The sequence below is a fragment of the Nocardia sp. NPDC004711 genome (assembly GCF_053601595.1).
Genome location: NZ_JBSGCB010000016.1, coordinates 44,938 through 67,477 on the forward strand (window position 1 = coordinate 44,938; position 22,540 = coordinate 67,477).

The following is a 22,540-nucleotide window of genomic DNA, read 5'->3' on the forward strand; positions in this document are numbered from 1 at the left end:
CCACACCGGTCGGACGAAGGGATTCGCGCGGACATGACTCAGGCAGCCGTCACCACCGATGCTGTGACCACAGCAGGCGATGACATTCTCGCCATCGCCCGCGAGCAGGTGCTCGAGCGCGGCGTCGGCCTGACCCAGGACCAGACCCTCGAGGTGCTGCGCCTCGGCGACGACCGGCTCGAGGAGCTGCTCGGCCTGGCGCACGACGTGCGCATGAAGTGGTGCGGTCCCGAGGTCGAGGTCGAGGGCATCATCTCGCTCAAGACCGGCGGCTGCCCGGAGGACTGCCACTTCTGTTCGCAGTCAGGACTTTTCCAGTCCCCGGTGCGCGCGGCGTGGCTGGACATCCCGTCGCTGGTGGAGGCGGCCAAGCAGACCGCCAAGACCGGCGCCACCGAGTTCTGCATCGTGGCCGCGGTACGCGGTCCGGACGAGCGGCTGATGGCGCAGGTCGCCGCGGGCGTCGAGGCCATTCGCAACGAGGTCGACATCCAGGTCGCCTGCTCGCTCGGCATGCTCAACCAGGAGCAGGTGGATCAGCTGGCCGCCATGGGCGTGCACCGCTACAACCACAACCTCGAGACCGCGCGCTCGCACTTCCCGAACGTGGTCACCACCCACACCTACGACGAGCGCTGGGACACCCTGCGCATGGTGCGCGAGGCGGGCATGGAGGTCTGCTCCGGCGGCATCCTCGGCATGGGTGAATCCCTGGAGCAGCGCGCCGAATTCGCCGCGCAGCTGGCCGAATTGGAGCCCGACGAGGTCCCGCTGAACTTCCTCAACCCGCGCCCGGGCACTCCCTTCGGTGACCTCGAGGTGCTGCCCGCCGCCGACGCCCTGCGCGCTGTCGCCGCCTTCCGCCTGGCCCTCCCGCGCACCATCCTGCGTTTCGCGGGCGGCCGTGAGATCACCCTCGGCGACCTGGGCGCCAAGCAGGGCATCCTCGGTGGCATCAACGCCGTCATCGTCGGCAACTACCTGACCACCCTGGGCCGTCCCGCCGAGGCCGACATCGATCTGCTCGGTGAGCTCAAGATGCCGATCAAGGCGCTCAACGAAACTCTCTGAGACGAGCGGGCTATGGAAAACCGGTACCGTGGCGGTACGGTCTCTCCGGCCCGCTTTACCGTGCACTGCTATTGAGACACGAAGGATCCATCGAGGTGATCGTGGACATCGAGGAGCGCTACAACCCTTTCACGGGTAAGCGGATCGTGCCGGGTCTGGATGATCCGGTTCCCGCGGCCGCCGCTCTGGGCCTCGAGCCCCCGCGCTTCTGCGAACAGTGCGGCCGCCGCATGATCGTGCAGGTCAGCCCCGACGGCTGGTGGGCGAAATGCTCCCGCCACGGTGTTCTCGACTCCACGAGCCTGGAACACCGCTAGTGGCAACCACACTCACCGCCGGGCCGGGCGGACTTCGCGTCGACGTACTGATGCGGGAAGTGCGCGCGGCGGCGGTGGTGTGCACCGTCCTCGTCGCGGTGAGCGCCCTGGCCGGGGTGGTGTGGGCGTTCCTCGCTCCCGCCGAGCAGCTGCTGGTGGTCGAACCCGACCGCGGCACCGCCCTCACCGGCGAGAGCATGCATCGTTTCGATGCCCTCGCCATTTTCGTGCTGATCGGCATCGTGCTCGGTGTCCTCGGCACGGCCGCGGCCTGGCGCTGGCGCCGGGCGCGGGGCCCCGTGCTGCTGTCGGGCATTCTGCTCGGCTCGCTGGGCGGCGCCTTCCTGATGAAGGTGGTGGGGGAGGTCGTCGCCGAGCAGTTGCACACCCGCCCCCAGCATCCTGCCCTCCACTCCATCGTGGATTTCGCTCCCGCCGTGGAGGGTTGGGCCGCGCTGATCGCCCAGCCGCTGGCCGCGGCCGTGGTGGCGCTCCTGCTGACCGCCCTCAGCACCTCCGACGATCTCGGTAGCGGCCAATTCCTCCCGTTCGGCGGCAGCCGCCCCGATCCGGCCGTGCTCGCCGGGCCCCAGTACGGTTCCGCCATCAGCTACGGTCCGTACCCCGGCAGCGCGCAACAGGCCATGGGCGTGCGAGAACCCGTGGTGCCCTTCGACGCTCCCGGTTCGCTGCCGGATTCCGGCGCTACCCGCTGACCCGGCTCCGGCAATATTCGCTGGAGCCCGGGCGTTGTACCCCCTACCGTGTTCGCGTCCACGGATCCGAATCACCCAGGGGGACCCCATGAAGCCCGCACCTGCCGATCATGCCGGCTCGGCACCGGCGGAACGCCCCGACCTCACCGCGTGGCGTCAGCGCCACGAACTCCGCAGATCCAATGCGTCCCAACCGATCCCGAGCGGCCGCCGCTACAAGCGCACCGAAAAACACCGCGATCGTTCCCAGGACCGGTGATCGCCTAGCGGTATCCACGTTTGAGCAGGTACTCGGCACCCGCTTGGAATGCAGCCGGGGTGAGGAGTGCGAAGTCGAAGGCATCGGCGAGACGGTTGGTCGTATTGAATGCCACGCAGACCGCCAGGGCGTCCTCGATCTGTTGCGGTGTGACGCCGGCCGACAGCACGTTGCGCATGTCCGCGCTGGTCACCGTGCCCTTGCGAGTGAGTGTGCCGAGCATCCGGAGGGTTGCCCGCAGACCGTCCTCGATGGGCGCCGAATCCACATCGGTCAGCACCGATCGGACACGCTCGTCATCCGCGTAGGCCTGGGCGGCGGTGGCGGTGTGCGCGCCGATGCAGAAGTCGCATTCATTGACCTTGGAGACATACGCGGCCATCAGTTCCCGGTCGGCGATCGACCAGGCCGAGGGGCCACGCATGGCCTCATGCGTGAAGGTTTTCGCCTGCGCGCCATAGAAGTCGGGGCGGTAGAAGACCAGCTTGGCGGCATCCGGCACGGGTTGGCGGGAGAACAGTCTGATGAGGCCGAACAGGAGCTTGGTCGCCGGGCGGTAGCCGCCGTTGAGAACATCCGGGCGCATCAGGCGTCCTCCGCTGCGGCTGCCAGGGCGGCGAGACCGGCCTCGTACAGCCGGGCCGACTGGCCGACCGCCGCGCAGACAACCAGCTCGAAGAGCTGATCCTGGCTGTAGCCCGCGGCCTCGGCGGCGGCGAAGTCCGCGTCGGCGGTCTGTGTCGGCCTGGTGGCGACCTTGTCGATGAGCTCGCGTAACGGGGGCGGAAGATCGGCGTTGTGAAAGGCGCGGGCGCGGAGGTCTTCCGGCGCCGTGCCCGTCCCGCTCAGCACCCGGTCCACCAGTGCGCGGTGTGCTGCTCGTTTCCTGTCCTCGGTTGCCACGACCGCCTCCGTCGGCTCAGCTACCTGCGTTTCCCTGTGACCACCATAGGACCGCGCTCGATCCCGGCGTCGCGTGCTCCTCCCGTGCCGGGTTCGGGGCCGGTCACGAGGTGTGAATCCTGGTGAAGGGCAACAGGATTTCGGCGGTGCGTGAGGGGTTTTCGACGAAGGGGGAGTGTCCTGCGTCGGGGATGGTCAACACTGTCGCACCGGGGACGCTGCGGTATTCGTCCGTGGCGGTGTCGGGGCGCCAGCGGCGGTCCTGGTCACCGAAGATCACCAGGAGGGGTTTGCCGAGGTCGGTGAGGCGGTCCGGGAGGGTGCGCCGGGTGATGTAGTCGGTGCTGGCGGCGTCGGTCGCGATGAGAGCGTGGTAGGTCATGCCGCGCAGGTCGTCGACGAACTGCTGGGGTATCGGGTAGGTGTCGGTGGCGAAGGCGCTGTGCAGGGCCTGACGCAGGAGGTCGTCGGTGCGAACCTGCCAGAGCAGGTCGCCGACGCCGGGGGTGGTGAGCAGCTGGGAGGCCGGGCTTTCGGAGGTGTCGTCGCTCATGGCGGGGCCGGCGTCGATCAGGGCCAGGCCGGTCACCAGGTCGGGGCGTTGTTCGGCGACCGAGGTGGCGACCGCGCCGCCGGTGGAGTGGCCGACGACGAGCGCGTGCCGGATGCCGAGCTGGTCCAGCACACCGGCGACCCGATGTCCTTGCTGCGGAATCGAATACTCGTCACCGGCGGGTTTCGCGGATCCGCCGTGGCCGAGCAGGTCGACGCGAATGACGTGATAGCCGGGCAGCAGTGGCACCACCTGGTCCCACCAGTGCGCGGACGCGCCGAGGCCGTGGATCAGCACCAGAGCGGGATCATCGGCCGGGCCGTCCTGGCTGATGTGGATGTCCTGGCCGTCGACGGTCAGCGTCGAATCGCCTGTGGCAGCGGCGCTCTGTGGTGTCGCCACCGCGGCGCAGCCCAGCACCAGAAGCACGCTGACGACGGCCGCGGCCACCGGGCGTCGCGGGCCGTACCTGCGGCCACGTTGTTCCCGCCGGTGGCGGGGCTGCTTTCTTTGCTCGTGGCCGGGGAGTCGGGTCGGAGTTTCTTGCGAATGGTCGGGGCATGAGGCTGAGGAATTCACGCACCAACTGTCGCCGTCGCCGCACCCCTCCGGCTTGAACAAATGTTCCGCGGCCTCCACCATGAAGGCGTGCGCGTCACCGCAGCCGAACCTGTCTGGGATGTCGTCTGCCCCTCGCGGCCCGGCCGGCTCCCCGGTATCCGCATGGCCGGCTTCCGCGATCACGGGGTGAATCCTGTTGATCAGCTGGCGCTGCCGCATCCCGACATCACCCTGCTGCTGGAGTTCGGCCCCGGCGCGGTCACCGTCGAGGACGCCGCGGGCCGCTGCGGGGGCAGCCTGGTCGGCGGGCTCGGGACCGGCACCCGGCGTGTGCGCGGCGCGCAGATCGAATGCGTGCAGGTGCGCCTGTCTCCCCTGATCGCGGGTCCGCTCCTGGGCGTCTCCCTCGCCGAATTGTCCGACGCCCTGGTGCCTTTGGACGCCCTGTGGGGTCGCGAGTCCGCGCTGATCCGCGAACAACTGGCCGAAACCCCGTCGTGGGACCAACGTTTCGCACTGATCGAGGCCCTGCTCGCCCGCCGCTACGCGGACGCGCCATCGGCCGACCCGGAGGTGGTCTGGGCCTGGCGCCGGATCCGCTCCGGTCACGGCCTGGTCCGGGTCGACGCCCTCGCCGACGAACTCGGCTGGACCCGCAAACGCCTGTGGTCCCGATTCCAGACCCAACTCGGCCTGCCCCCCAAACGAGCCGCCACCCTGATTCGCTTCGACCATGCCGTCCACCGCCTCGCCGCCGGCACCGACCCGGCCCGCGTCGCCGCCGAATCCGGCTACGCCGACCAATCCCACCTCCACCGCGACATAGTCGCCTTCTCCGGCATCACCCCCACCGCCGTCGCCGTAACCTCCTGGCTCGCCGTCGACGACATCGCCTGGCCGACCACCGCGCTCCACCAACAGGCCATGGACCTCCGGACCGCGGTTCAGATCTAGCGGAGCCGCCTTCGCGTACTTGTTCATCACCGGCTCGGGGAGCCGTCGGACCTCCCGCCCGCCCGACCGGGAACAGGCCACGGCACAGTTGATCTCATGGGAGGTACTGACGATGTCGAATCGATCCGCCGGATGGCCGGGCTGGCCACGCCGATGGCGCTCCGAGTAGCGGTGACCCTGGAATTGCCGGATCGGCTTGCCGGGGAAGGTAGTTCGGTCGAGGAGGTGGCGCTGGCGGTCGGTGCCGATCCCGTCGCTCTCGGACTGCTGCTCGACCATCTGGTGACGCTCGGAGTCGTCGAACAGACCGACACTGGTTACCGGACAACGGATTTCGGAGCCAACCTCCGCGCTGACGCGGGCAATGGACTGACCGAGCTGCTGCATCTGAATAACGCAGGTGGACGGGCCGAATTGGCGTTCGTTGAACTCGCACACAGTATCCGCGACGGTGGAGCGGGCTACTCCCGCCGATACGGGCAGGACTTCTGGGCCGACCTGGCCGACCATCCCAGGCTGCGCCAGTCGTTCGACCGCCAGATGACGCAGCGGATGCGCGAGCAGATTCCGCGACTGGTCGCGGGGTTCGACTGGTCCCGGTTCGGCACCCTTGTCGATGTCGGTGGCGGCCGGGGAAGTGTGCTCGCGGCGATCCTGGCCGCGAACCCCCAGATGCGCGGCCATCTGGTCGACCTGGCACCGACGGCCGCCGAAGCCGATCGCACCTTCCAGGCTCACGGCCTCGCAGGGCGCACCGAGGTTACGGCCGGTAGCTTCTTCGATCCACTCCCCGCCGGATCGGAGGCATACCTGCTCGTCGACATCCTGCACGACTGGGATGACGAGCACGCCCACCGCATTGTGGGCCGGTGCGTCGAAGCCGCCGGTCCGGACGGGCGGCTACTGATCGTGGAACCGGTCGGAGATCGTTGGGCAGGTAGCGAATACAACCTCGCCATGCTGGTGATGTATGGCGGCCGGGAGCGTCGGGTCGACGAGTTCCGCGCACTGTGCACGCCCCACGGCCTCGCGCTGGACGCGATCACCGACCTGACCGACCAGCGCTGCCTCCTCGAATTCAGGGTCGATGCGACATGATGATCGGATGCAGATCCTGGGTTCTCATCCGGTTGTGGATGCCGTGCTCGATCGGCACCGGCGGGAGATCGGTGATTCGTTGCCGGTGTATCGGAATCATGTGTTGCGCTGTTTGAACTATCAGCGGTTGTTGCTGGGGGAGGCGGTGCCGGATGTCGCGGCGCTGGCGTGGGCGGTGCACGATCTGGGGATCTGGACGGCGGGAAGCTGGGACTATGTGGATGCGTCGGCGGATCTGGTGGGCTGTCACGCTGCTGAATTCGGGATCGACGATGTCGAGGCTGTACGTCGGATGGTGCTCGAGCATCATCGGCTTCGCGGCGTCGACGATCGGTTGGCCGAGACCTTCCGCGTCGCTGATCGGATCGATGTGACGCACGGGCTGCTTCATCGACCAGTGGCCCGGGCCGAGGTGAAAGCTGTTGTCGCACAGTTGCCCTATGTCGGCTTCCACGCATTCCTGGCCCGGCAAGCCGCTCGCTATGCGCTGACCCATCCGACGCGCCCGATGCCCATGGTCCGCTGGTAGTTCCGGCTATCGGTGCGAGTCGGGGATGGCGAAGCCGAATTTGGCGGCGAGTGCCTGGACATCGGCGCGGTCCTTGGGGGCGGGCGGGTAGGCGGTTTTGAAGGTGAACATCCATGGGGCGGCGATGCAGTCGACCTATTCACCGTCGATGGTGCCGGTGCCGGTCAGGGAATCGGCGGGATATTCGATGCCGTAGGTGACACGACCATCGGCGTCGTGGTCGAACACGTGAATGTCGACCGAGGTGTCCGGGCCCTTGGCCATGACGTAGTTCCACGCCGTGTGGTCCGGCCCGGGGTCGGCGAGATAGCCCATCCCCGTGAGGATTTCGCGCACCCGATCGGCCTGGCAGCGGCGCACCGCGATATCCAGGTCGCTGTGCGGGCGGGTCTCCTCGCCCAGTAGCGCGTCCACACACCAGCCGCCGTCGATCCAGATGGTGATGCCGGCCCGGGCGCAGGCCCGGTGCAGGTCGAGGACGTCGGCTGCTTCCATGCGGGTCAGCGTAGGGCAGCGCGGTCGGTGCAGGGCGGCGATCAGCGCGGCGGGCGCGAGTCCGCCACCGACGCATCGGCCTTCACCCGACCGGCCCGTTCCCTAGACGAGTGATTCCAAGGTCGGGTGGGCCGTGGTGCGGCTTACCTGACTTTGCTAGTGGTCGTAAGCGGTCAGCGACCGGTGTGCGGTGCGCCGGTTTTGTCGTTGTGCCAGATCGCGGCGGTGAGCCTGCATCACCGCCAGAGTCACCAGCTCGGCGTCGGTCAACCGTGGGGTGAACCCGATCGGCGGTCGCTACGGCCGCAGATCCGGGCGGGCGGGTCAACAGGTCGCCGGTGGTGACATACAGTGCAGTGGCGAGGGTGCCGATGTCATTGCTCACACCCTTGATCTTGGGCACCCTCGCCCCGCAATCACGCCGGAAGGTGCGCAAAACCCTTGCCCGGCAACATCTCTCATGATCAGCCTGGCTTCGCGCCGCCGACGTCTGCAAGCAACCACCACAACCTGAGGCAATGAACATGCGCATGCACCCCAACTTCTACACCGTTGACCATCGGGGTCCCGGACGGCTGAGCATCATGGCCAAGCCACGCGGCGGAGAGTGGCTCGAAGACGAGATGACTGCTCTGAAGGCGTCCGGCGTCGACCACTTGGTCTGCGCGCTCACCGCCGCTGAACTCTACGAGTGCGACCTTGGAGCCGAAGAGCGTACGGCACGCGAGGCGGGCCTGAGGTTCGTTTCCATCCCGATCGTCGACCGCGGCGTCCCCGACCGGGCCAGCGTGCTGCCGACTCTCCAGCACCTCGCGGCGGAATTGAACGACGGCGCACACGTCCTCACCCACTGTCGCTTCGGCATCGGCCGCGCATCGCTGCTGGCCGCCGCGCTCCTCGTCATCAACGGCACCGACCCCGACACAGCATGGAATCGACTCGAACAAGCTCGTGGACTCACCGTCCCCGACACCCCCGAGCAACGCGAATGGACCGACAAACTGCCTCAACGGCCGCTGTCCTGACCAGCAGCTGGAGATCCACCACACCCCTTCGAATCACTCATCCAGGGTGCGCCGGTGGTCCGCGACAAGCAGCTGGCCGAGGGCTATGCCTCCGTCGTTCGGGGGGACGTGGCGGTGGCTGTAGACGTCGAATCCGTCGCGCTCGAGGATCGTGAGGGAGTTGACCAGGAGGAATTCGTTGAGGAATACGCCGCCGGAGAGGACGACCTGCCGGATGCCGGTGGCACGGGAGATCTCGCGGCATTGCCGTCGGACCATGGTGACCACGCCGGAATGGAACCGCCGGCTGATCTGCGGGAGCGGTAGGCCGGCGGCGAGGTCCCCGGCGATCGAGCGGATCACCGGTCCGAAGTCGACTTCGGTTGTGGTGTAGTCGAACTCGTATCCGTCAACCATGGCGAGGTCGCGCTCGAGCAGGCCCTCCAGCTCGATCGGTCCCTGCGCCTCGTACTCGGCGTAGCAGCAGATACCCAGGAGGGCGGCGACTCCGTCGAAGAGCCGGCCCATGCTCGATACCTGGGGCGAATTGATTCCTTGCGCTCGCATCGTCGAATACACGTGCCAGCGATCCGGCTCGAGCCGGCCGATCGCCGGGAACGCCTTGACGACCGTGTCGATATCGCCGAATGCGTCCAGGGCGACCGATACCCCGGTTCGAATCGGTTCGTGCACCGCTCGGTCACCGCCGATCAGTGCCAAGCGCCGCAAATGCGTTGCCCGCTCGAATCTTTCGAAGTCGCCCACCAGGAATTCCCCGCCCCAGATGGTGCCGTCGGTGCCGTAGCCGGCTCCGTCGAACACCACACCGATGGCTGGTCCGCTGAGCCGATTCTCCGCCATGCACGCGGCCATATGAGCGTGATGATGCTGGACGAACACGGGATCGCCCGGTTCGCCGATGCCCTCGTGCACACTGCTGGAGCGGAACTGCGGGTGCATATCGTAGACACCCGCAGCGGGCTCCAGATCATAGAGCGACGCCAGGTGTGCCGCCGTCTTGCGATGAGCGGCAAAGGTTTCGTCGTTCTTCAGGTCGCCGACGTGCTGGCTGAGGAAGACCCGGGATCCGGCGGAGAGGGCCACCGTCGTCTTGAGTTCGGCGCCATAGGCGACGAGCGGAGCCAGCGGACGGCCGACGTCCACCGGGTACGGCGCATACCCGCGCGCTCTGCGGAGGAACGTCATCAGGGGCCCGTCCAACTCGGGGTGGGCGGACAACCGGACCACGGAATCGTCGACCCTGATCTCGATTTCGCGGTCGTGGTAGAGGATCACGTCGGCGATCTCGAAAAGCTGCTGGAGCGCATCCTCGTTGCGATGGACTATCGGATAGCCGGAGATGTTTCCACTCGTCATGATCACCGTGTCCAGGCCGGATTCGTCCAATAGCAGGTGATGATGCGGTGCCGAGGGCAGCATCAGGCCCAGATTCGGATTCCTCGGGGCGATGTTCTCCGGGAGCGCACCGGAACGCTTGCGCGCCAAGAGGATCGGCCGCGCGGGCGACCGCAGCAGTGCTTCCTCCGCCGCGGACAGTTCCACGATCCGATGGGCGGCGGCCAGATCCCGAACCATGACGGCGAAGGGTTTCGAATCCCGGCGTTTGCGCTCGCGGAGCAAGGCCACCGACTCGGCGCGGCGCGCATCCACGGCAAGATGGAAGCCCCCGACACTCTTGACGGCCGCGACCCGCCCCGCTGCCAATTCCCGTGCGCACCGGCGCAATGCGTCCTCGCCTTCGAGAACCGCTCCCTGCCGGTCGGCGAGGAACAGACGAGGTCCGCAGTCGGCACAGGCATTGGGCTGCGCGTGAAAGCGCCGGCTCATCGGATCCCGATACTCCCGGTCGCACCTCTCGCACATGGTGAACGAGCGCATCGTGGTCTGCGACCGGTCGTACGGAAGTGCGCGAATGATCGAATACCGTGGACCGCAGTTCGTGCAGTTGATGAACGGGTACCGGTAACGGCGATCGGCCGGATCGCGCAACTCGGCCAGACAGTCGGCACACACATGCGTATCCGCGGGCACCAGAGCGACTTTCGCTCCGCTGTGCACACTGTGCACGATCTCGAAATCGGTGGCCGCCGACCGCCCCGACGATCGGCCGAGAGCTACCACCCCATCGACGCGGGCCAACTCCGGAGCCTTGCTCGCCAATTCCTCGCTGAAGCGTCGCAGCACGGACTCGTGGCCGCTCGCCTCGATGAGCACGCCCTCGGGATCGTTGCGAACCCATCCGGCCAAGTCCAGCTCACGGGCGAGCTTGTAGACGAACGGGCGATAGCCCACGCCCTGAACAACGCCGGTAACCCTGATTTTCCAGGTCGCATACTCGGTCATGACACCGGTTCAACACAGCCGGGGCAGCTCGGCGCCGCGGAGAGGTTGCAGCGTGGATTCGCGGCCGGCGGAATCCCGGAGAACGACCGCCGCGCCATCGAGGGCGGTCACCTCGCCGATCGCCACGGCGTGCCGGCCGTACTCGTGCGCGTGGAGCGCGGCGAGCACCCGATCGGTCGCCTCGGGGTCGATGAAGATCGCCACGCAGCCCTCGTTGGCACAGTGCAGTGGATTGATCCCCAGCATGTCCGCCGCCATCGCGGTCTCGTGCTGAATGGGCAATGCCGGAGCCTCGATCCGGATTGTCTTGTCCAGCTTGCCCGCGTACTCGTGCAGCACCGCCGCGAGTCCGCCGCGGGTGACATCGCGCATCGAGCGAATCGATCCGGTCGGCACCGCGGCGAACACGCCGTCGATCATGGTGTTGAGGGGCGCGCAATCGCTGAGGACCCGGCTTTCGAAGCCGAGACCCTCCCGGATCGACAGCAGATGCACGGTGTGATTACCGAGGGGACCGGACAGGATGACCGCATCCCCGGGGCGCACGGCGTCCATCCGCAGCGGCTCCCGGGCGAAGAAACCGACCCCACTTGTGTTGAGGTACAACTGATCCGCTTCCCCGGCGCGCACGACCTTGGTATCGCCGCACACGATCTGCACGCCGGCTTCGCGAGCAGTGTCCCTGATCGAGGTCAGCACACGGGACAGGCGGTCGAACGGCAGTCCCGTCTCGAGGATCATTCCGAGCGTGAGATACCGCGGAGCCGCTCCCGACACCGCGAGATCGTTGACGGTCCCGCACACCGCGATCTTTCCGATGTCGCCATTGCCGAAGAACGGCGGGTCGACCACGAAACTGTCCGTGGTCATCGCGATCCGGCTGCCCTCCACCGCGAGGACGGCGCTGTCCTCCATCTCGCCCACATAGACGTCGCCCAAGGTCTCCGCGATGAATGCCACGAGTTCGCCCGACAGTGTCGCGCCGGTGCCGTGGTCGAGTTGGATCTGCTGGGTTGCGAGAGTCACGGTGTCTTGGTCTCCTTCCGGGGGAGACCGCCGTTCTCATCGATCGTCCGCAGCATCTCCGCGGAATCGGCGACCGTGGCGCAGTAGCCCTCGAGCCATTCGAGTGCGCGCTGCCGGTCGGCTTCGACGGCGGAGAATACGCAGTCGCTCGGCACGCCGACAATGTATCCGCGGAAGAATGCGTCGGCCGCCGTCGTCTGAATGCAGATCTGGGTTTGCAGACCGATGAGAATCAGGGTCTCGACCCCGATTGCCTGGAGCCGCTCGTGCAGATCGGTCTCGTAGAATCCGCTGTCCTTGCTCCGCTCCTGAACGATATCCTCCGGCTCGAGGAAGTCCCGGATCACCTCGGCGCCCGCCGTGCCGCGCAGCGCGGGGACGCGGCCGTCGTACCGCTCGGCGAGGGGATCGTCGGGTTCGTTGATGAGCTGCAGGTGAAAGACGGGATAGCCGCGTTTCCGCAGATCGGACAAGAATCCCGCCACATGTGCGGTCGCCGCGGCGATCGCCGCCCGACGTTCCGGATTCTTTCCGACGATATCGTACTGCAAGCCGCTCGTGAGGACTGCAATCTTTGACATGTCGACTACTCCAGTAATTAGTTGTTCTGCGCCGTGCCCGAGCGATTTTGCAGATCCTGGGCGATATTCGACCAATTGACCGCGCATTGATACGCGAATTCGATGATGTGGTCCCGGGTGTGCGGGAGCATGGCGTCGGTTATTTTCTCGATATCGGTGGTCTTCACCGCGTGCTGATGCATCCAGCGCAGGAGGTCGCGGCCGCTGGCGCTCATGCGCAGCGCCGGGTCCCGGGCCAGCAGGGCCAGCAGGGCGCCGAGATCCGCCGGCTTCTCGGGCGGCGAAGCGGGTGCCGGCCGATCGGGGGCGTCCGGGAGTTTGCTCTCCGACTCCGGTGAGGTACGGGGAGTTCTGTTTTCGTTCGAATGAACGAGCGGATCCTCCCCGCGTTCGAGCCGGGCGCGGACATCGCGGACGGTGGACGGGGACAAGCCGACTTCTTGAGCGATGCTGCGCAGGGACGCGTCCGGGCGGGCCAGGATCAGCTCGGCGGCGGTGCGCCGGGCCGATTTGGTGTCGACGGGTCGTAGGCGGCCATCGCTTCCCAGGCGATGGCTCGATCGCGAATCGTCGTCGATCCGGCCGCGGATTGCTGCCACGGTCTTCGCGGACAGGCCCGCGGTGGTCGCGATCGAGCGATCCGACCAGTGTGGATGCGTCCGCATGATGCGTTCCGCGGCAGCGCGCCGATCGCTCAGGGACAGCGGCAGGCCGTGGGTCGTGTTTTCGCGTACCCCGACGATGAATGCGAGTTCCTCGGAACCGTCCACCAGATATGCATCAATATGTGTGAATCCCTTCAGTCGCGCGGCGAATGTGCGGTGAAATCCATCGATGACCCGCATTGTGGGCCGATGAACGAGGATGGGCGGCAAAGGCCACTCGGCCTCGACCAACCTTTCGATGTGCGAATGATCCTCACCCTCGGATCTCGGGGAGCCGATAGTAATCAGCGATGCAATCTCTAAGGTTGTTCTGACGCGGTTCAATTTCGAGGAGTGCTCCAAATATGTAGTGCCCCTTGGTCTTACAGGGTCAGAATTCGAAAATTACCGCAGGCTCATCCTTCCGGCAAGAGGACTCGACCGGTCGGCATGGTCGTTGTGATCGCCCACCGCCCGATGGGCCGTGAGAGTGTGCCGATCCACAGGTCGCGCGCCGCTCCCGGGGTGTGCAACCGTGTGAAAGCCGCAGTTGCACAGCATGATTCGAGCCATCGCCGCAGGACAGACGGCCGATGGGGTGTGGTTGGGTGCACTGTGCCCGCTCACAGTCGGATACGTCACTCGGTGGGATCGACGACGTGCGCTCGGCCCTTGTCCCGAAGATCGACATGTGCGGTAATACCGTGGCCGACTTCGGTTTCCGTATATGTAAATCGCAATAACACAAATGTGCTCGGGGAGATTCGATGTCCATGACCGGTACCGAGCGGGAAAAGGACGCGGCGGTCGTCCCGTTGCGCTGGGTGGGCCCGATCAAGATCACTGGCAATGTGGTGGACGAACCGATCGAGGTCCCGCTGGCCACCTACGAGTCACCGCTGTGGCCGTCGGTGGCGCGCGGCGCCAAGATCACCAGGCGTTGCGACCACGGCGTCGTGTGCACGCTCGTCGACGAACGGATGACCCGGTCGGTCCTGCTCGAGGCCGACGACGCCGGTGCGGCACTGGCGGCGGTCCGCCGGCTCGGGGATGCCATGGGGGAGATGCGCCGGATCGTCGCCGACTGCAGCCGCTATGCCGAACTCCTGGATGTCCGGCACCAGATCGCCGGAAATCTGCTGTTCGTGCGATTCGAATTCGCTACCGGCGATGCCTCCGGCCACAATATGGCCACCCTGGCCGCCGATGCCCTCCTCGCGTACCTGGTGCGCGTATTCCCCGGTCTGCGTTACGAATCCGTGTCGGGGAACTTCTGCACGGACAAGAAGGCGTCCGCGGTGAACGGCATTCTCGGCCGCGGCAAGAATGTGGTGACCGAACTGCTGATCCCGCGTGCCGTGGTGGCGAACGATCTGCACACGACCGCGCGGCGGGTAGCGGCTCTCAATGTCCGCAAGAACCTGATCGGAACGAGTCTGGCGGGCGGAATCCGTTCCGCGAACGCGCATTACGCGAACATGTTGCTGGCGGTCTACCTGGCCACCGGCCAGGATGCGGCCAATATCGTCGAGGGCTCGCAGGGCATCACGCACGCCGAGGACCGCGATGGTGATCTTTATTTCTCGTGCACGCTGCCGAACATCATTGTCGGAACGGTCGGAAACGGAAAGGGATTGGATTTCGCCGCGGCGAATCTCGCCAGGCTGGGCTGCGGTGCGGACCGGGCGACGGGGGAGAATGCCCGCCGGCTCGCCGTGGTGACAGCGGCGGCGGTGCTGTGCGGCGAGCTGTCGCTGCTGGCGGCCCAGACGAACGCCGGCGAACTGATGCGGACGCATCTGAATTTCGAACGCCCACCATCGGATAGAGAGAATTGACGTGGTGTTTCCTATTGGAATTCACGATATCGCGTTGGCGACCGGGCATTACGCGCTGGACCTCGAGGAGTTGGCGGAGCGGCACGGCGTCGACCCCGGCAAGTACGCCATCGGCCTGGGGCAGAGCACGCAGACCGTTCCGGCGACGGACGAGGACATCGTCACCATGGCCGCCGCCGCGGCGAAGCAGATCCTGGCCGAGCACGATGCCGGGGATATCCGCACCGTCCTGCTCGCCACCGAGACCGGGATCGACCAGTCCAAAGCGGCCGCGATCTATGTGCAGGACCTGCTGGGATTACCGTCCTCGACGCGGGCGGTGGAATTGAAGCAAGCGTGTTACGGGGGCACGTCGGCGCTGCACTTCGCGGCCGGACTCGTGCACCGCGACCCCGACCACAAGGTATTGGTGCTCGCCAGCGATATCGCGAAATACGATCTCGGTTCCGCCGGTGAGGCCACGCAGGGCGCGGCCGCCGTCGCCATGCTGGTGTCGGCGGACCCGGCTGTCGCGGTCCTCGAGCCCGTGTCGGGTCTGTACACCGCCAATGTGCAGGACTTCTGGCGACCCAACTACCGCTCGACACCGATGGTGGACGGAAAGCTGTCGGTCTCGTTGTATCTCGAAGCGGTGGAACAGGTTTGGAAGGACTACGAAGCCCGCGGCGGCCGGGCGATCCAGGATTTCGCGGCGTTCTGCTATCACCAGCCGTTCACCAGAATGGCCTACAAGGCGCACGCGCGGTTGCTGGAAATCCACGGCATCGACACCGATAACGCTCGGCTGGACGCGGACCTCGCACCTACCACTATCTACAATCGCCTTGTCGGCAACAGCTATACGGCCTCGCTGTACGTGGGTCTCATGTCGTTGCTCGACCATGCCGAGGACCTCAGCGGGCGCTCCGTCGGAATGCTGAGCTACGGATCGGGTTGTGTCGCGGAGTTTTTCGAATTGTCGATGGTGCCGGGATATCGGCGGCGACTGCGGACCTCGGCCAACCAGTCCGCCATCGCGCGACGGGAGCGGATCTCCTACGAAAGATATCGTGAGATAAGGGATTTCGAGTTACCCGAGGACGGTTCGTCGAAGACATTGGCGGTCGACGGGGCCGGACCGTTCCGCTTGCGGGCCGTCGCCGAGCATTCGCGAATGTACGAGGCACGTCACCTGATTCAGGCATGAGGGTGGGTGCTGAACGGTCGGCGGACCCCACCCTCGGTCATGGCCGCGCCGTCGCCAAACTGATCCTGCTCGGTGAGCATGCGGTGCTCTACGGTCGCCCGGCGATCTCGCTGCCGGTGCCGCTCGTGGGGGTGACCGCCGCCGCGCGCCGATCCAGGGGCCCGGTCACTGTGGCGTCGACGAACGCGGCAGGCCGGGGACCGGCTGCGGGGCCGGGCGATACTGCGGTGTCGCGGCTGGCGGTAGCGGCGGTCTGCCACCATCTCCGGGTTCCCGACGAGGGCCTGGCCATCACCATCGACAGCGACATCCCGAGCCAGCGGGGTCTGGGTTCGAGCGCGGCGATCGCGGCGGCCATCATCAGGGCGGTCGCCGATCTGTGGGATCGAAAGCTTTCCGGCGAAACACTTTTCACGCTGATTCAGGAATCGGAGGCGCTGGCGCACGGGAACGCGAGCGGCGTCGACGCGCGGACGGTGGTCGGCTCGGCCGGGCCGCTCTGGTTCCAGGACGGGGCGGCCCGGCCACTTCCGGTGGCGGACAGCGCGGATCGAGCGGTCCTGGTGGTGGGCGACACCGGTGTGGCGGGCAGCACCCGCGAGGCGGTGGCGATCGTGCGCCGGCGATTGCACGCCCTCGGCGCGGCAGGTGAGGATCTGCTCGAGCGGGCCGGGCAGCTCACCCACGGTGCCGCCGTGGATCTGCGGCTCGGGCGGTTCGCCGAGCTGGGCGATGCCATGACCGGCGCACAGCGGATTCTGGTGCGATTGGGCGTCAGCTGCCCGGCCGTCGACGAGCTGGTGGCCGCCGCGCTGGCCGGGGGAGCGCTGGGCGCCAAACTCTCCGGCGGCGGACTCGGCGGCTGCGTCATCGCACTGACCACCGACGCCCCCGCCGTCCGCACGGCACTGCTCGCGGCGGGCGCCCAGCGCTGTCTCGAGGTTCCTTTGAATCCGGTGGACGTATGAATTCCGTTGCGGCGATCGCGCATCCGAATATCGCCCTGATCAAGTACTGGGGCAAGCGGGACGAGGTCCTGCACCTGCCCATGACCACCAGCCTGTCGCTGACGCTGCGGGAATTCCCGACCACGACCAGGGTCACGGTGGGGCCGGACCCGACCGCCGACCGGGTAACCTTCGCCGGAGCCCCGGCGCCCGAGGCATTCGCCGCACCGGTCTCGCGGTTTCTCGAGCTGGTGCGCGAGCGGTCCGGCGATCGGCGGTACGCGGTGGTGGACACCGTGAACACGGTGCCGACCGGAGCCGGACTGGCCTCCTCGGCAGCGGGTTTCGCCGCACTGGCGCTGGCCGCCGCGACCGCCTACGGACTGGACCTGGATCGAGCCGCGCTGTCCCGGCTGGCGCGCCGCGGGTCCGGCAGTGCGGCACGCTCGGTCTTCGGAGGCTTCGCGGTGTGGTGGCGTGGCGTGGGTGCCGGCGCGGCCGGCGACCTGACCAGCTTCGCCGAGCCGATCGACGCGCCGCTGCTGGACCCGGCGCTGGTGGTGGCCCTGGTCGATACCCGCGAAAAGGCGGTTCCCAGTAGGGAAGCCATGCGGCGGACCATGGCCACGTCGCCGTTCTATCCGCCGTGGGTGGCGGAGTCCGCCCGGGACCTGGGCCGCATGCGGGCGGCGCTGCGCGAGGGCGATCTGACGACCGTCGGGGAGATCGCCGAGGCCAACGCCCTCGGGATGCATGCCACCATGCTCGGCGCTCGACCGGCCGTACGGTATTTCGCACCCGGCACCCTGCGCGTGCTGGACCTGGTGCTGGAGTTGCGTGCCGCGGGCATCGGCGCCTGGGCCACGATGGACGCCGGTCCGAATGTGAAGGTGCTGTGCGATTCCCGCGACAGCGCCGTCGTCGCGGCGGCCGTCGCCGAGGTGACCGGGGGAGTGGATCGGATCGTGGTCACCACCGCCGGGCCCGGTGCCGCCGTCTCCGACAGCGGAGAACGATGATCACCGTTGCCGTTCCGGGCAAGCTGTACATCGTCGGCGAATACGCGGTCCTGGAGCCGGGCAGCGCGGCGGTGCTGGTCGGCATCGATCGCTTCGTACGCGTGCGCCTTACCCCGGTGAGCTCGGTCGGTCCTGCTCACCGAACGATCACGACCAGCCGCGCCCCCGGGCACCGCGTCGAATTCATCTGCCGGAAAACGGGTTTCGAGCGAGTACCGGCGAACTCAGCCGACGCGGCCGGGCTGTCCCACGTGCTGGCGGCCCTGGCCATCGTCGACCGTTACGCGGCCGGATCAGGTCGGCAGCCGGTGGGCTTCACCCTCGAAATCGACTCCCAACTGGATGATTCCGCCACTGGACGCAAATACGGGCTGGGATCTTCCGGAGCGGTGACCGTCGCGGTGGTGCGGGCTGTCGCCCGGCTCTACGGGTTGCTGCTGGATCCGGACACCGAGACGAAACTGGCTCTGCTGTCGGTGTTCTCGGTGGATCCGCACTGCTCCGGAGGTGATGTCGCGGCCTCGGCGCACGGCGGCTGGGTGTACTACCGGACCCCGGATCGCGCGGCCCTGACCGCGGCGCTGGCGCGGCCGGACACCGAACTCGGGGCGCTGATCCGGCAGCCGTGGAAACACCTGACGGTACGGTCGCTGCCGCCCCCTCGCGAGCTGTCCCTGGAAGTGGGATGGGTTGGGCGACCGGCGGATTCGAGCGTACTGGTAGCGGCCATGAAACAGGCCGTCCGACACCATGGTTCGGCCTATCGGCAGTTCGTCACCGCCAGCGATCAGTGCGTCGAGCAGTTCGCGACGGCGTGCCGTTCCGGCGACGATCGAGCGGCCGAGCTCGCGCTGAGCACCGCCGGTCGCTTGCTCCGTGAGCTGGCCGCGGTGTCCGGTGCCGCCATCGAGAGCCCCGAACTGTCTCGATTGCGCTCTCTGGCAGAAGAACTCGGAGCCGCGGCGAAGAGCTCCGGCGCGGGCGGCGGCGACTGCGGAATCGCCCTGATCGATCCCGCCCGCGCGCCGGCCCTGCGGCAGCGCTGGCGAGCCGCCGGCATCGAACCGCTGAATCTCCGGGTGTCCGAGAGGAAAGAGAGCATCAGATGAGCTATGCCAGCCGCAAGGACGATCATGTCCGCCTGGCCGTCGCGCAGCATCGCGAATCGATGGCCGGGCAACGCCCGTCTCCGTTCGACGAGGTCGCCTTCGTCCATCACGCCCTGCGGGGTACCGCGGAGCACGCCGTCTCGCTCGCCACCGAGGTGGGCGGCACGACGTGGCCGGTGCCGCTGTACATCAACGCGATGACCGGCGGCAGCGCCCGCACCGGCGAGGTGAATCGTGGACTGGCCATCGCCGCCCGGGAGACCGGCTTGGCGATCGCGTCGGGTTCGATGAGCGCATACCTGGCAGACGGTTCGGTGGCCGAGACCTACCGCGTGCTGCGCGGCGAGAATCCGGACGGCTACGTCATCGCCAACGTCAACGCCAATGCCACACCGGAGATGGCGATGCGCGCGGTGGAGCTGTTGGATGCCGACGCACTGCAGGTGCACGTCAATGCGATCCAGGAGATCGTGATGCCGGAGGGCGATCGGGACTTCTCGGGCTGGCCGCGCCATATCGCTCGCCTCACCGAGACGCTGGGCATACCGGTGATCGTGAAGGAGGTCGGGTTCGGGATCAGCGCCGACACGGTCACGCGGCTGGCCGAGCTCGGCGTGCGGATCGTCGACGTGTCCGGCAATGGCGGAACGAATTTCGCGCTGATCGAGAATGCCCGGCGGCGAGGAGCCGACTTCGGCCTGCTCGCCGACTGGGGCCTGTCCACCCCGGCCTGCCTGGTCGATGGAGCCGAGGCGGCCCTGACGAACGGGGTCGCGCTGCTCGCCTCCGGCGGGGTGCGCACTCCGCTCGATGTCGTTCGCGCCCTGGCGCTCGGCGCCCGCGCGGTGGGGGTATCCGGGTACTTCCTGACGATCCTCGAATCCGAGGGCGTCGATGCGCTGATCGCGGCGATCACCGCGTGGATCACGCAGATCCGGCAGCTCATGGTGGTGCTCGGCGCGGAAACCGTGCGCGCGCTGGCGGACGCCGACGTGCTGCTGACCGGCGGGCTCGCCGAGATCTGCCGACTGCGCGGCATCGACCCGGGCGCCTACGCCCGGCGCTCCCGGAATCCGCTGCGGCCCATCGTACCGACGAGCCGCCTCCGCTGAGATCAGCGCGGTCATATCGAATGAATTTGCGGCACACCACATCCGGTGCGTGTAGAGCGCCTCGATTCGCCGAGAATGCTGATACCCTACCCGCGGGTAACATGGATTGCACTAAGTTACCCGCGGGTAACTTAGTGCAAGTTATGATGCGACGAGCGCCGAGCGACACAGCGTCGCTTCGTGAATGAAAGGCCACTGCATGAGCCCCCTGCAAATAACGCTGGGCATCATCTCCATACTGGTCGGTGTGCCCGCGTGGGCCGGGTTCGTCTTGGCGGTGCGCAATATCGTGCGCACCATTCGGCTGGGGCAGCCGGCACCGGACCGGTTCGGGCCGTTCCTGCCCCGAATCGCCACCCTGGTCAAGGAATTCGCGGCGCACACCCGCATGGTGAAGTTCCGGACCGTCGGCTGGGCGCACTGGCTGGTCATGGTCGGCTTCCTGCTCGGGTTCGTCACCGTCTTCCAGGCGCAGGGGCAGATCTTCAGCCCCACCTTCACGTGGCCGTGGATCGGTGACACCCTCGTCTATCACCTGCTCGACGAGCTGTTGGGCCTGGGCACCATCGTCGGTGCGTTGGCGCTCATCATCATTCGGCAGGCCAACCACCCGCGGCGGCCCGCGCGGCTCTCGCGCTTCTCGGGCTCCAACTTCCTGGCGGCCTACTTCGTCGAGCTCATCGTGCTCGCCGAGGGCATCAGCATGGTCGGTGTGAAGGCCTTGGTGCAGGCCTACACCGGTGAGCACCATGCCGTCAGCGACTTCGTCAGCATGAATATCGCCAAGCTGCTGCCCGCGAGCGCCGCGGCGGTCTCGGTCTTCGCGTTCTGCAAGCTGATGACGGCGCTGGTGTGGGTCGTGGTGGTCAGCCGCAATATCGACTGGGGTGTGGCGTGGCACCGGTTCGCCGCCTTCCCGAACATCTACTTCAAGCGTGAGGCCGACGGTGATGTCGCCCTCGGTGCGGCCAAGCCGATGATGTCGGGTGGTAAGCCGATCGAGATGGAGACCGCCGATCCGGACAATGACACCTTCGGTGTGGGTAGGTTCGAGGACTTCTCGTGGAAGGACATTCTCGACGTCACGACGTGTACCGAGTGTGGTCGTTGTCAGTCGCAGTGCCCGGCCTGGAATACCGGTAAGCCGCTTTCGCCGAAGCTGTTGATCATGTCGTTGCGTGATCATGGTTACGCGAAGGCCCCGTACCTGCTTGCTGGTGGCCGTAAGGACATGGGTGGCGAGGAGATCGGTCTGGTCGATGCCGAGGGCAAGCCGGACGAGCGTGCGTTGGCGCGGATTTCGGAGGCCGCGCGGGCGGAGGCGGAGCGGCCGTTGGTCGGTGGTGAGGATGTGGGCGGGATCATCGATCCCGAGGTGTTGTGGTCGTGCACGACCTGTGGTGCGTGTGTGGAGCAGTGCCCGGTGGACATCGAGCATGTCGACCACATCATCGATATGCGTCGTTACCAGGTGTTGATCGAGTCGGAGTTTCCTTCCGAGTTGGCGGGGTTGTTCAAGAACCTGGAGAACAAGGGCAATCCGTGGGGTCAGAACGCCAAGGATCGGCTGAACTGGATCTCGGAGGTGGACTTCGAGATCCCGGTGTTCGGTCGCGATGCGGATTCCTTCGACGGGTATGAGTATCTGTTCTGGGTCGGCTGCGCGGGTGCGTACGAGGATCGGGCGAAGAAGACCACCAAGGCCGTCGCGGAGTTGTTGGCGACCGCGGGTGTGAAGTTCATGGTGCTGGGTCAGGAGGAGACCTGCACCGGTGACTCGGCGCGTCGTGCGGGTAACGAGTTCTTGTTCCAGCAGTTGGCGATGCAGAACATCGAGTTGCTGAATTCGGTGTTCGAGGGTGTGGAGCAGGCCAAGAAGAAGATCGTGGTCACGTGTGCGCATTGTTTCAACGCGCTCAACAACGAGTACCCGCAGGTCGGTGGCACCTATGAGGTGGTGCACCACACGCAGTTGCTGAATCGTCTGGTGCGGGGCAAGGCGTTGGTGCCGGTGTCGCCGGTGGCGCAGAACGTGACCTATCACGACCCGTGTTATCTGGGCCGGCACAACAAGATCTACAACGCGCCGCGTGAGTTGATGCAGGCGTCGGGGTCGACGTTGGTCGAGATGCCGCGTCACGCCGAGCGTTCCATGTGCTGTGGCGCGGGTGGTGCGCGGATGTGGATGGAAGAACAGCTCGGTAAGCGCATCAACATCGACCGGGTCGACGAGGCACTGGACACGTTGAAGGGC

The 22,540-nt window shown here is 66.9% G+C and carries 22 protein-coding genes and 1 pseudogene; 14 read left to right on the top strand and 9 right to left on the bottom strand.

Annotation, left to right across the window (positions count from 1 at the left end; all coding sequences use genetic code 11):
* Window positions 1–33: 33 nt before the first annotated feature.
* The 3 genes from bioB to ACWEKS_RS17895 all read left to right on the top strand — a co-directional run bounded on the left by bioB (window position 34) and on the right by ACWEKS_RS17895 (window position 2,104).
* Window positions 34–1,071, top strand: coding sequence for a biotin synthase BioB (gene bioB, locus ACWEKS_RS17885; protein WP_354842846.1), 1,038 nt, complete (start codon window positions 34–36; stop codon window positions 1,069–1,071).
* A gap of 101 nt (window positions 1,072–1,172) precedes the next feature.
* A complete protein-coding gene (gene bsaP, locus ACWEKS_RS17890; protein WP_354843205.1) occupies window positions 1,173–1,388 on the top strand; it encodes a biotin synthase auxiliary protein BsaP in 216 nt (71 codons plus the stop codon).
* Window positions 1,388–2,104, top strand: a complete 717-nt coding sequence (locus ACWEKS_RS17895) for a DUF2567 domain-containing protein (protein WP_452341110.1) — start codon at window positions 1,388–1,390, stop codon at window positions 2,102–2,104. The genes bsaP and ACWEKS_RS17895 overlap by 1 nt, the downstream gene beginning before the upstream one ends.
* Window positions 2,105–2,367: 263 nt before the next feature.
* On the opposite strand, the gene ACWEKS_RS17900 is transcribed toward ACWEKS_RS17895, so the two are convergent.
* The 3 genes from ACWEKS_RS17900 to ACWEKS_RS17910 all read right to left on the bottom strand — a co-directional run bounded on the left by ACWEKS_RS17900 (window position 2,368) and on the right by ACWEKS_RS17910 (window position 4,269).
* Window positions 2,368–2,949, bottom strand: coding sequence for a carboxymuconolactone decarboxylase family protein (locus ACWEKS_RS17900; RefSeq protein ID WP_452341111.1), 582 nt, complete (start codon window positions 2,947–2,949; stop codon window positions 2,368–2,370).
* Window positions 2,949–3,266 carry a hypothetical protein gene (locus ACWEKS_RS17905; protein ID WP_452341112.1) on the bottom strand — a complete coding sequence of 106 codons (318 nt, stop codon included), beginning with the start codon at window positions 3,264–3,266 and terminating at the stop codon, window positions 2,949–2,951. Before ACWEKS_RS17905 ends, ACWEKS_RS17900 begins: the two co-directional genes overlap by 1 nt.
* Before the next feature lie 103 nt (window positions 3,267–3,369).
* Window positions 3,370–4,269, bottom strand: coding sequence for an alpha/beta fold hydrolase (locus ACWEKS_RS17910; RefSeq protein WP_452341113.1), 900 nt, complete (start codon window positions 4,267–4,269; stop codon window positions 3,370–3,372).
* 198 nt (window positions 4,270–4,467) lie between these two features.
* On the opposite strand from ACWEKS_RS17910, the gene ACWEKS_RS17915 reads away from it, so the two are divergent.
* The 3 genes from ACWEKS_RS17915 to ACWEKS_RS17925 all read left to right on the top strand — a co-directional run bounded on the left by ACWEKS_RS17915 (window position 4,468) and on the right by ACWEKS_RS17925 (window position 6,961).
* Complete coding sequence (locus tag ACWEKS_RS17915) at window positions 4,468–5,334, top strand: helix-turn-helix domain-containing protein (protein WP_452341114.1); 867 nt, start codon at window positions 4,468–4,470, stop codon at window positions 5,332–5,334.
* Window positions 5,335–5,430: 96 nt separating this feature from the next.
* Entirely contained in the window at window positions 5,431–6,432 is a 1,002-nt protein-coding gene (locus tag ACWEKS_RS17920) for a methyltransferase (RefSeq protein WP_452341115.1), read from the top strand.
* 7 nt (window positions 6,433–6,439) lie between these two features.
* The gene (locus ACWEKS_RS17925) at window positions 6,440–6,961 is read left to right on the top strand and encodes a hypothetical protein (RefSeq protein WP_452341116.1); all 522 of its coding nucleotides are present in this window, start codon (window positions 6,440–6,442) and stop codon (window positions 6,959–6,961) included.
* A gap of 135 nt (window positions 6,962–7,096) precedes the next feature.
* Here the strand turns inward: ACWEKS_RS17925 and ACWEKS_RS17930 are convergent, their stop codons facing one another.
* Both ACWEKS_RS17930 and ACWEKS_RS17935 read right to left on the bottom strand, forming a co-directional pair.
* Window positions 7,097–7,456: a nucleotidyltransferase domain-containing protein gene (locus ACWEKS_RS17930; protein ID WP_452341117.1), complete on the bottom strand. Its 360-nt coding sequence runs from the start codon at window positions 7,454–7,456 to the stop codon at window positions 7,097–7,099.
* 228 nt (window positions 7,457–7,684) lie between these two features.
* Window positions 7,685–7,841: pseudogene (locus ACWEKS_RS17935) on the bottom strand (IS982 family transposase); the annotation flags it as partial.
* Between the two features lie 145 nt (window positions 7,842–7,986).
* Here ACWEKS_RS17935 and ACWEKS_RS17940 point away from each other — a divergent pair.
* Entirely contained in the window at window positions 7,987–8,481 is a 495-nt protein-coding gene (locus ACWEKS_RS17940) for a protein-tyrosine phosphatase family protein (RefSeq protein ID WP_452341118.1), read from the top strand.
* Window positions 8,482–8,514: 33 nt separating this feature from the next.
* Here the strand turns inward: ACWEKS_RS17940 and hypF are convergent, their stop codons facing one another.
* Genes hypF through ACWEKS_RS17960 form a run of 4 tightly spaced genes read right to left on the bottom strand, consistent with a single transcriptional unit; the run spans window position 8,515 to window position 13,201 of the window.
* Window positions 8,515–10,824 carry a carbamoyltransferase HypF gene (hypF, locus tag ACWEKS_RS17945; protein ID WP_452341119.1) on the bottom strand — a complete coding sequence of 770 codons (2,310 nt, stop codon included), beginning with the start codon at window positions 10,822–10,824 and terminating at the stop codon, window positions 8,515–8,517.
* A gap of 9 nt (window positions 10,825–10,833) precedes the next feature.
* On the bottom strand, window positions 10,834–11,850 hold the full coding sequence (gene hypE / locus ACWEKS_RS17950; protein WP_452341120.1) for a hydrogenase expression/formation protein HypE: 1,017 nt from the start codon (window positions 11,848–11,850) through the stop codon (window positions 10,834–10,836).
* A complete protein-coding gene (locus tag ACWEKS_RS17955; RefSeq protein WP_452341121.1) occupies window positions 11,847–12,506 on the bottom strand; it encodes a cysteine hydrolase in 660 nt (219 codons plus the stop codon). Before ACWEKS_RS17955 ends, hypE begins: the two co-directional genes overlap by 4 nt.
* On the bottom strand, window positions 12,449–13,201 hold the full coding sequence (locus ACWEKS_RS17960) for a hypothetical protein (RefSeq protein ID WP_452341229.1): 753 nt from the start codon (window positions 13,199–13,201) through the stop codon (window positions 12,449–12,451). The genes ACWEKS_RS17955 and ACWEKS_RS17960 overlap by 58 nt, the downstream gene beginning before the upstream one ends.
* A 641-nt stretch (window positions 13,202–13,842) precedes the next feature.
* On the opposite strand from ACWEKS_RS17960, the gene ACWEKS_RS17965 reads away from it, so the two are divergent.
* The 7 genes from ACWEKS_RS17965 to ACWEKS_RS17995 form a co-directional block, all read left to right on the top strand.
* Entirely contained in the window at window positions 13,843–14,913 is a 1,071-nt protein-coding gene (locus tag ACWEKS_RS17965) for a hydroxymethylglutaryl-CoA reductase (RefSeq protein WP_452341122.1), read from the top strand.
* A gap of 1 nt (window position 14,914) precedes the next feature.
* Window positions 14,915–16,099, top strand: coding sequence for a hydroxymethylglutaryl-CoA synthase (locus ACWEKS_RS17970; RefSeq protein WP_452341123.1), 1,185 nt, complete (start codon window positions 14,915–14,917; stop codon window positions 16,097–16,099).
* Window positions 16,096–17,067: a mevalonate kinase gene (gene mvk / locus ACWEKS_RS17975; protein WP_452341124.1), complete on the top strand. Its 972-nt coding sequence runs from the start codon at window positions 16,096–16,098 to the stop codon at window positions 17,065–17,067. Before ACWEKS_RS17970 ends, mvk begins: the two co-directional genes overlap by 4 nt.
* Window positions 17,064–18,065 carry a diphosphomevalonate decarboxylase gene (gene mvaD, locus ACWEKS_RS17980; protein WP_452341125.1) on the top strand — a complete coding sequence of 334 codons (1,002 nt, stop codon included), beginning with the start codon at window positions 17,064–17,066 and terminating at the stop codon, window positions 18,063–18,065. Before mvk ends, mvaD begins: the two co-directional genes overlap by 4 nt.
* Window positions 18,062–19,174, top strand: coding sequence for a phosphomevalonate kinase (locus ACWEKS_RS17985; protein WP_452341126.1), 1,113 nt, complete (start codon window positions 18,062–18,064; stop codon window positions 19,172–19,174). Before mvaD ends, ACWEKS_RS17985 begins: the two co-directional genes overlap by 4 nt.
* Window positions 19,171–20,286: a type 2 isopentenyl-diphosphate Delta-isomerase gene (gene fni, locus ACWEKS_RS17990; RefSeq protein ID WP_452341127.1), complete on the top strand. Its 1,116-nt coding sequence runs from the start codon at window positions 19,171–19,173 to the stop codon at window positions 20,284–20,286. Before ACWEKS_RS17985 ends, fni begins: the two co-directional genes overlap by 4 nt.
* A gap of 199 nt (window positions 20,287–20,485) precedes the next feature.
* Window positions 20,486–22,540 (top strand): heterodisulfide reductase-related iron-sulfur binding cluster (locus ACWEKS_RS17995; protein WP_452341128.1); only part of this gene is annotated, 2,055 nt, incomplete at its 3' end.

What these genes read in the sequence shown, in the direction of transcription:
- ACWEKS_RS17920 (WP_452341115.1), top strand. Translation starts at nt 5,431, where the DNA reads ATGGGAGGTACTGACGATGTCGAATCGATCCGCCGGATGGCCGGGCTG.
- ACWEKS_RS17940 (WP_452341118.1), top strand. Translation starts at nt 7,987, where the DNA reads ATGCACCCCAACTTCTACACCGTTGACCATCGGGGTCCCGGACGGCTG.
- ACWEKS_RS17925 (WP_452341116.1), top strand. Translation starts at nt 6,440, where the DNA reads ATGCAGATCCTGGGTTCTCATCCGGTTGTGGATGCCGTGCTCGATCGG.
- mvaD (WP_452341125.1), top strand. Translation starts at nt 17,064, where the DNA reads ATGAATTCCGTTGCGGCGATCGCGCATCCGAATATCGCCCTGATCAAG.
- ACWEKS_RS17930 (WP_452341117.1), bottom strand. Translation starts at nt 7,456, where the DNA reads ATGGAAGCAGCCGACGTCCTCGACCTGCACCGGGCCTGCGCCCGGGCC.
- fni (WP_452341127.1), top strand. Translation starts at nt 19,171, where the DNA reads ATGAGCTATGCCAGCCGCAAGGACGATCATGTCCGCCTGGCCGTCGCG.
- bioB (WP_354842846.1), top strand. Translation starts at nt 34, where the DNA reads ATGACTCAGGCAGCCGTCACCACCGATGCTGTGACCACAGCAGGCGAT.
- ACWEKS_RS17965 (WP_452341122.1), top strand. Translation starts at nt 13,843, where the DNA reads ATGTCCATGACCGGTACCGAGCGGGAAAAGGACGCGGCGGTCGTCCCG.
- mvk (WP_452341124.1), top strand. Translation starts at nt 16,096, where the DNA reads ATGAGGGTGGGTGCTGAACGGTCGGCGGACCCCACCCTCGGTCATGGC.
- hypF (WP_452341119.1), bottom strand. Translation starts at nt 10,824, where the DNA reads ATGACCGAGTATGCGACCTGGAAAATCAGGGTTACCGGCGTTGTTCAG.
- ACWEKS_RS17900 (WP_452341111.1), bottom strand. Translation starts at nt 2,949, where the DNA reads ATGCGCCCGGATGTTCTCAACGGCGGCTACCGCCCGGCGACCAAGCTC.
- ACWEKS_RS17985 (WP_452341126.1), top strand. Translation starts at nt 18,062, where the DNA reads ATGATCACCGTTGCCGTTCCGGGCAAGCTGTACATCGTCGGCGAATAC.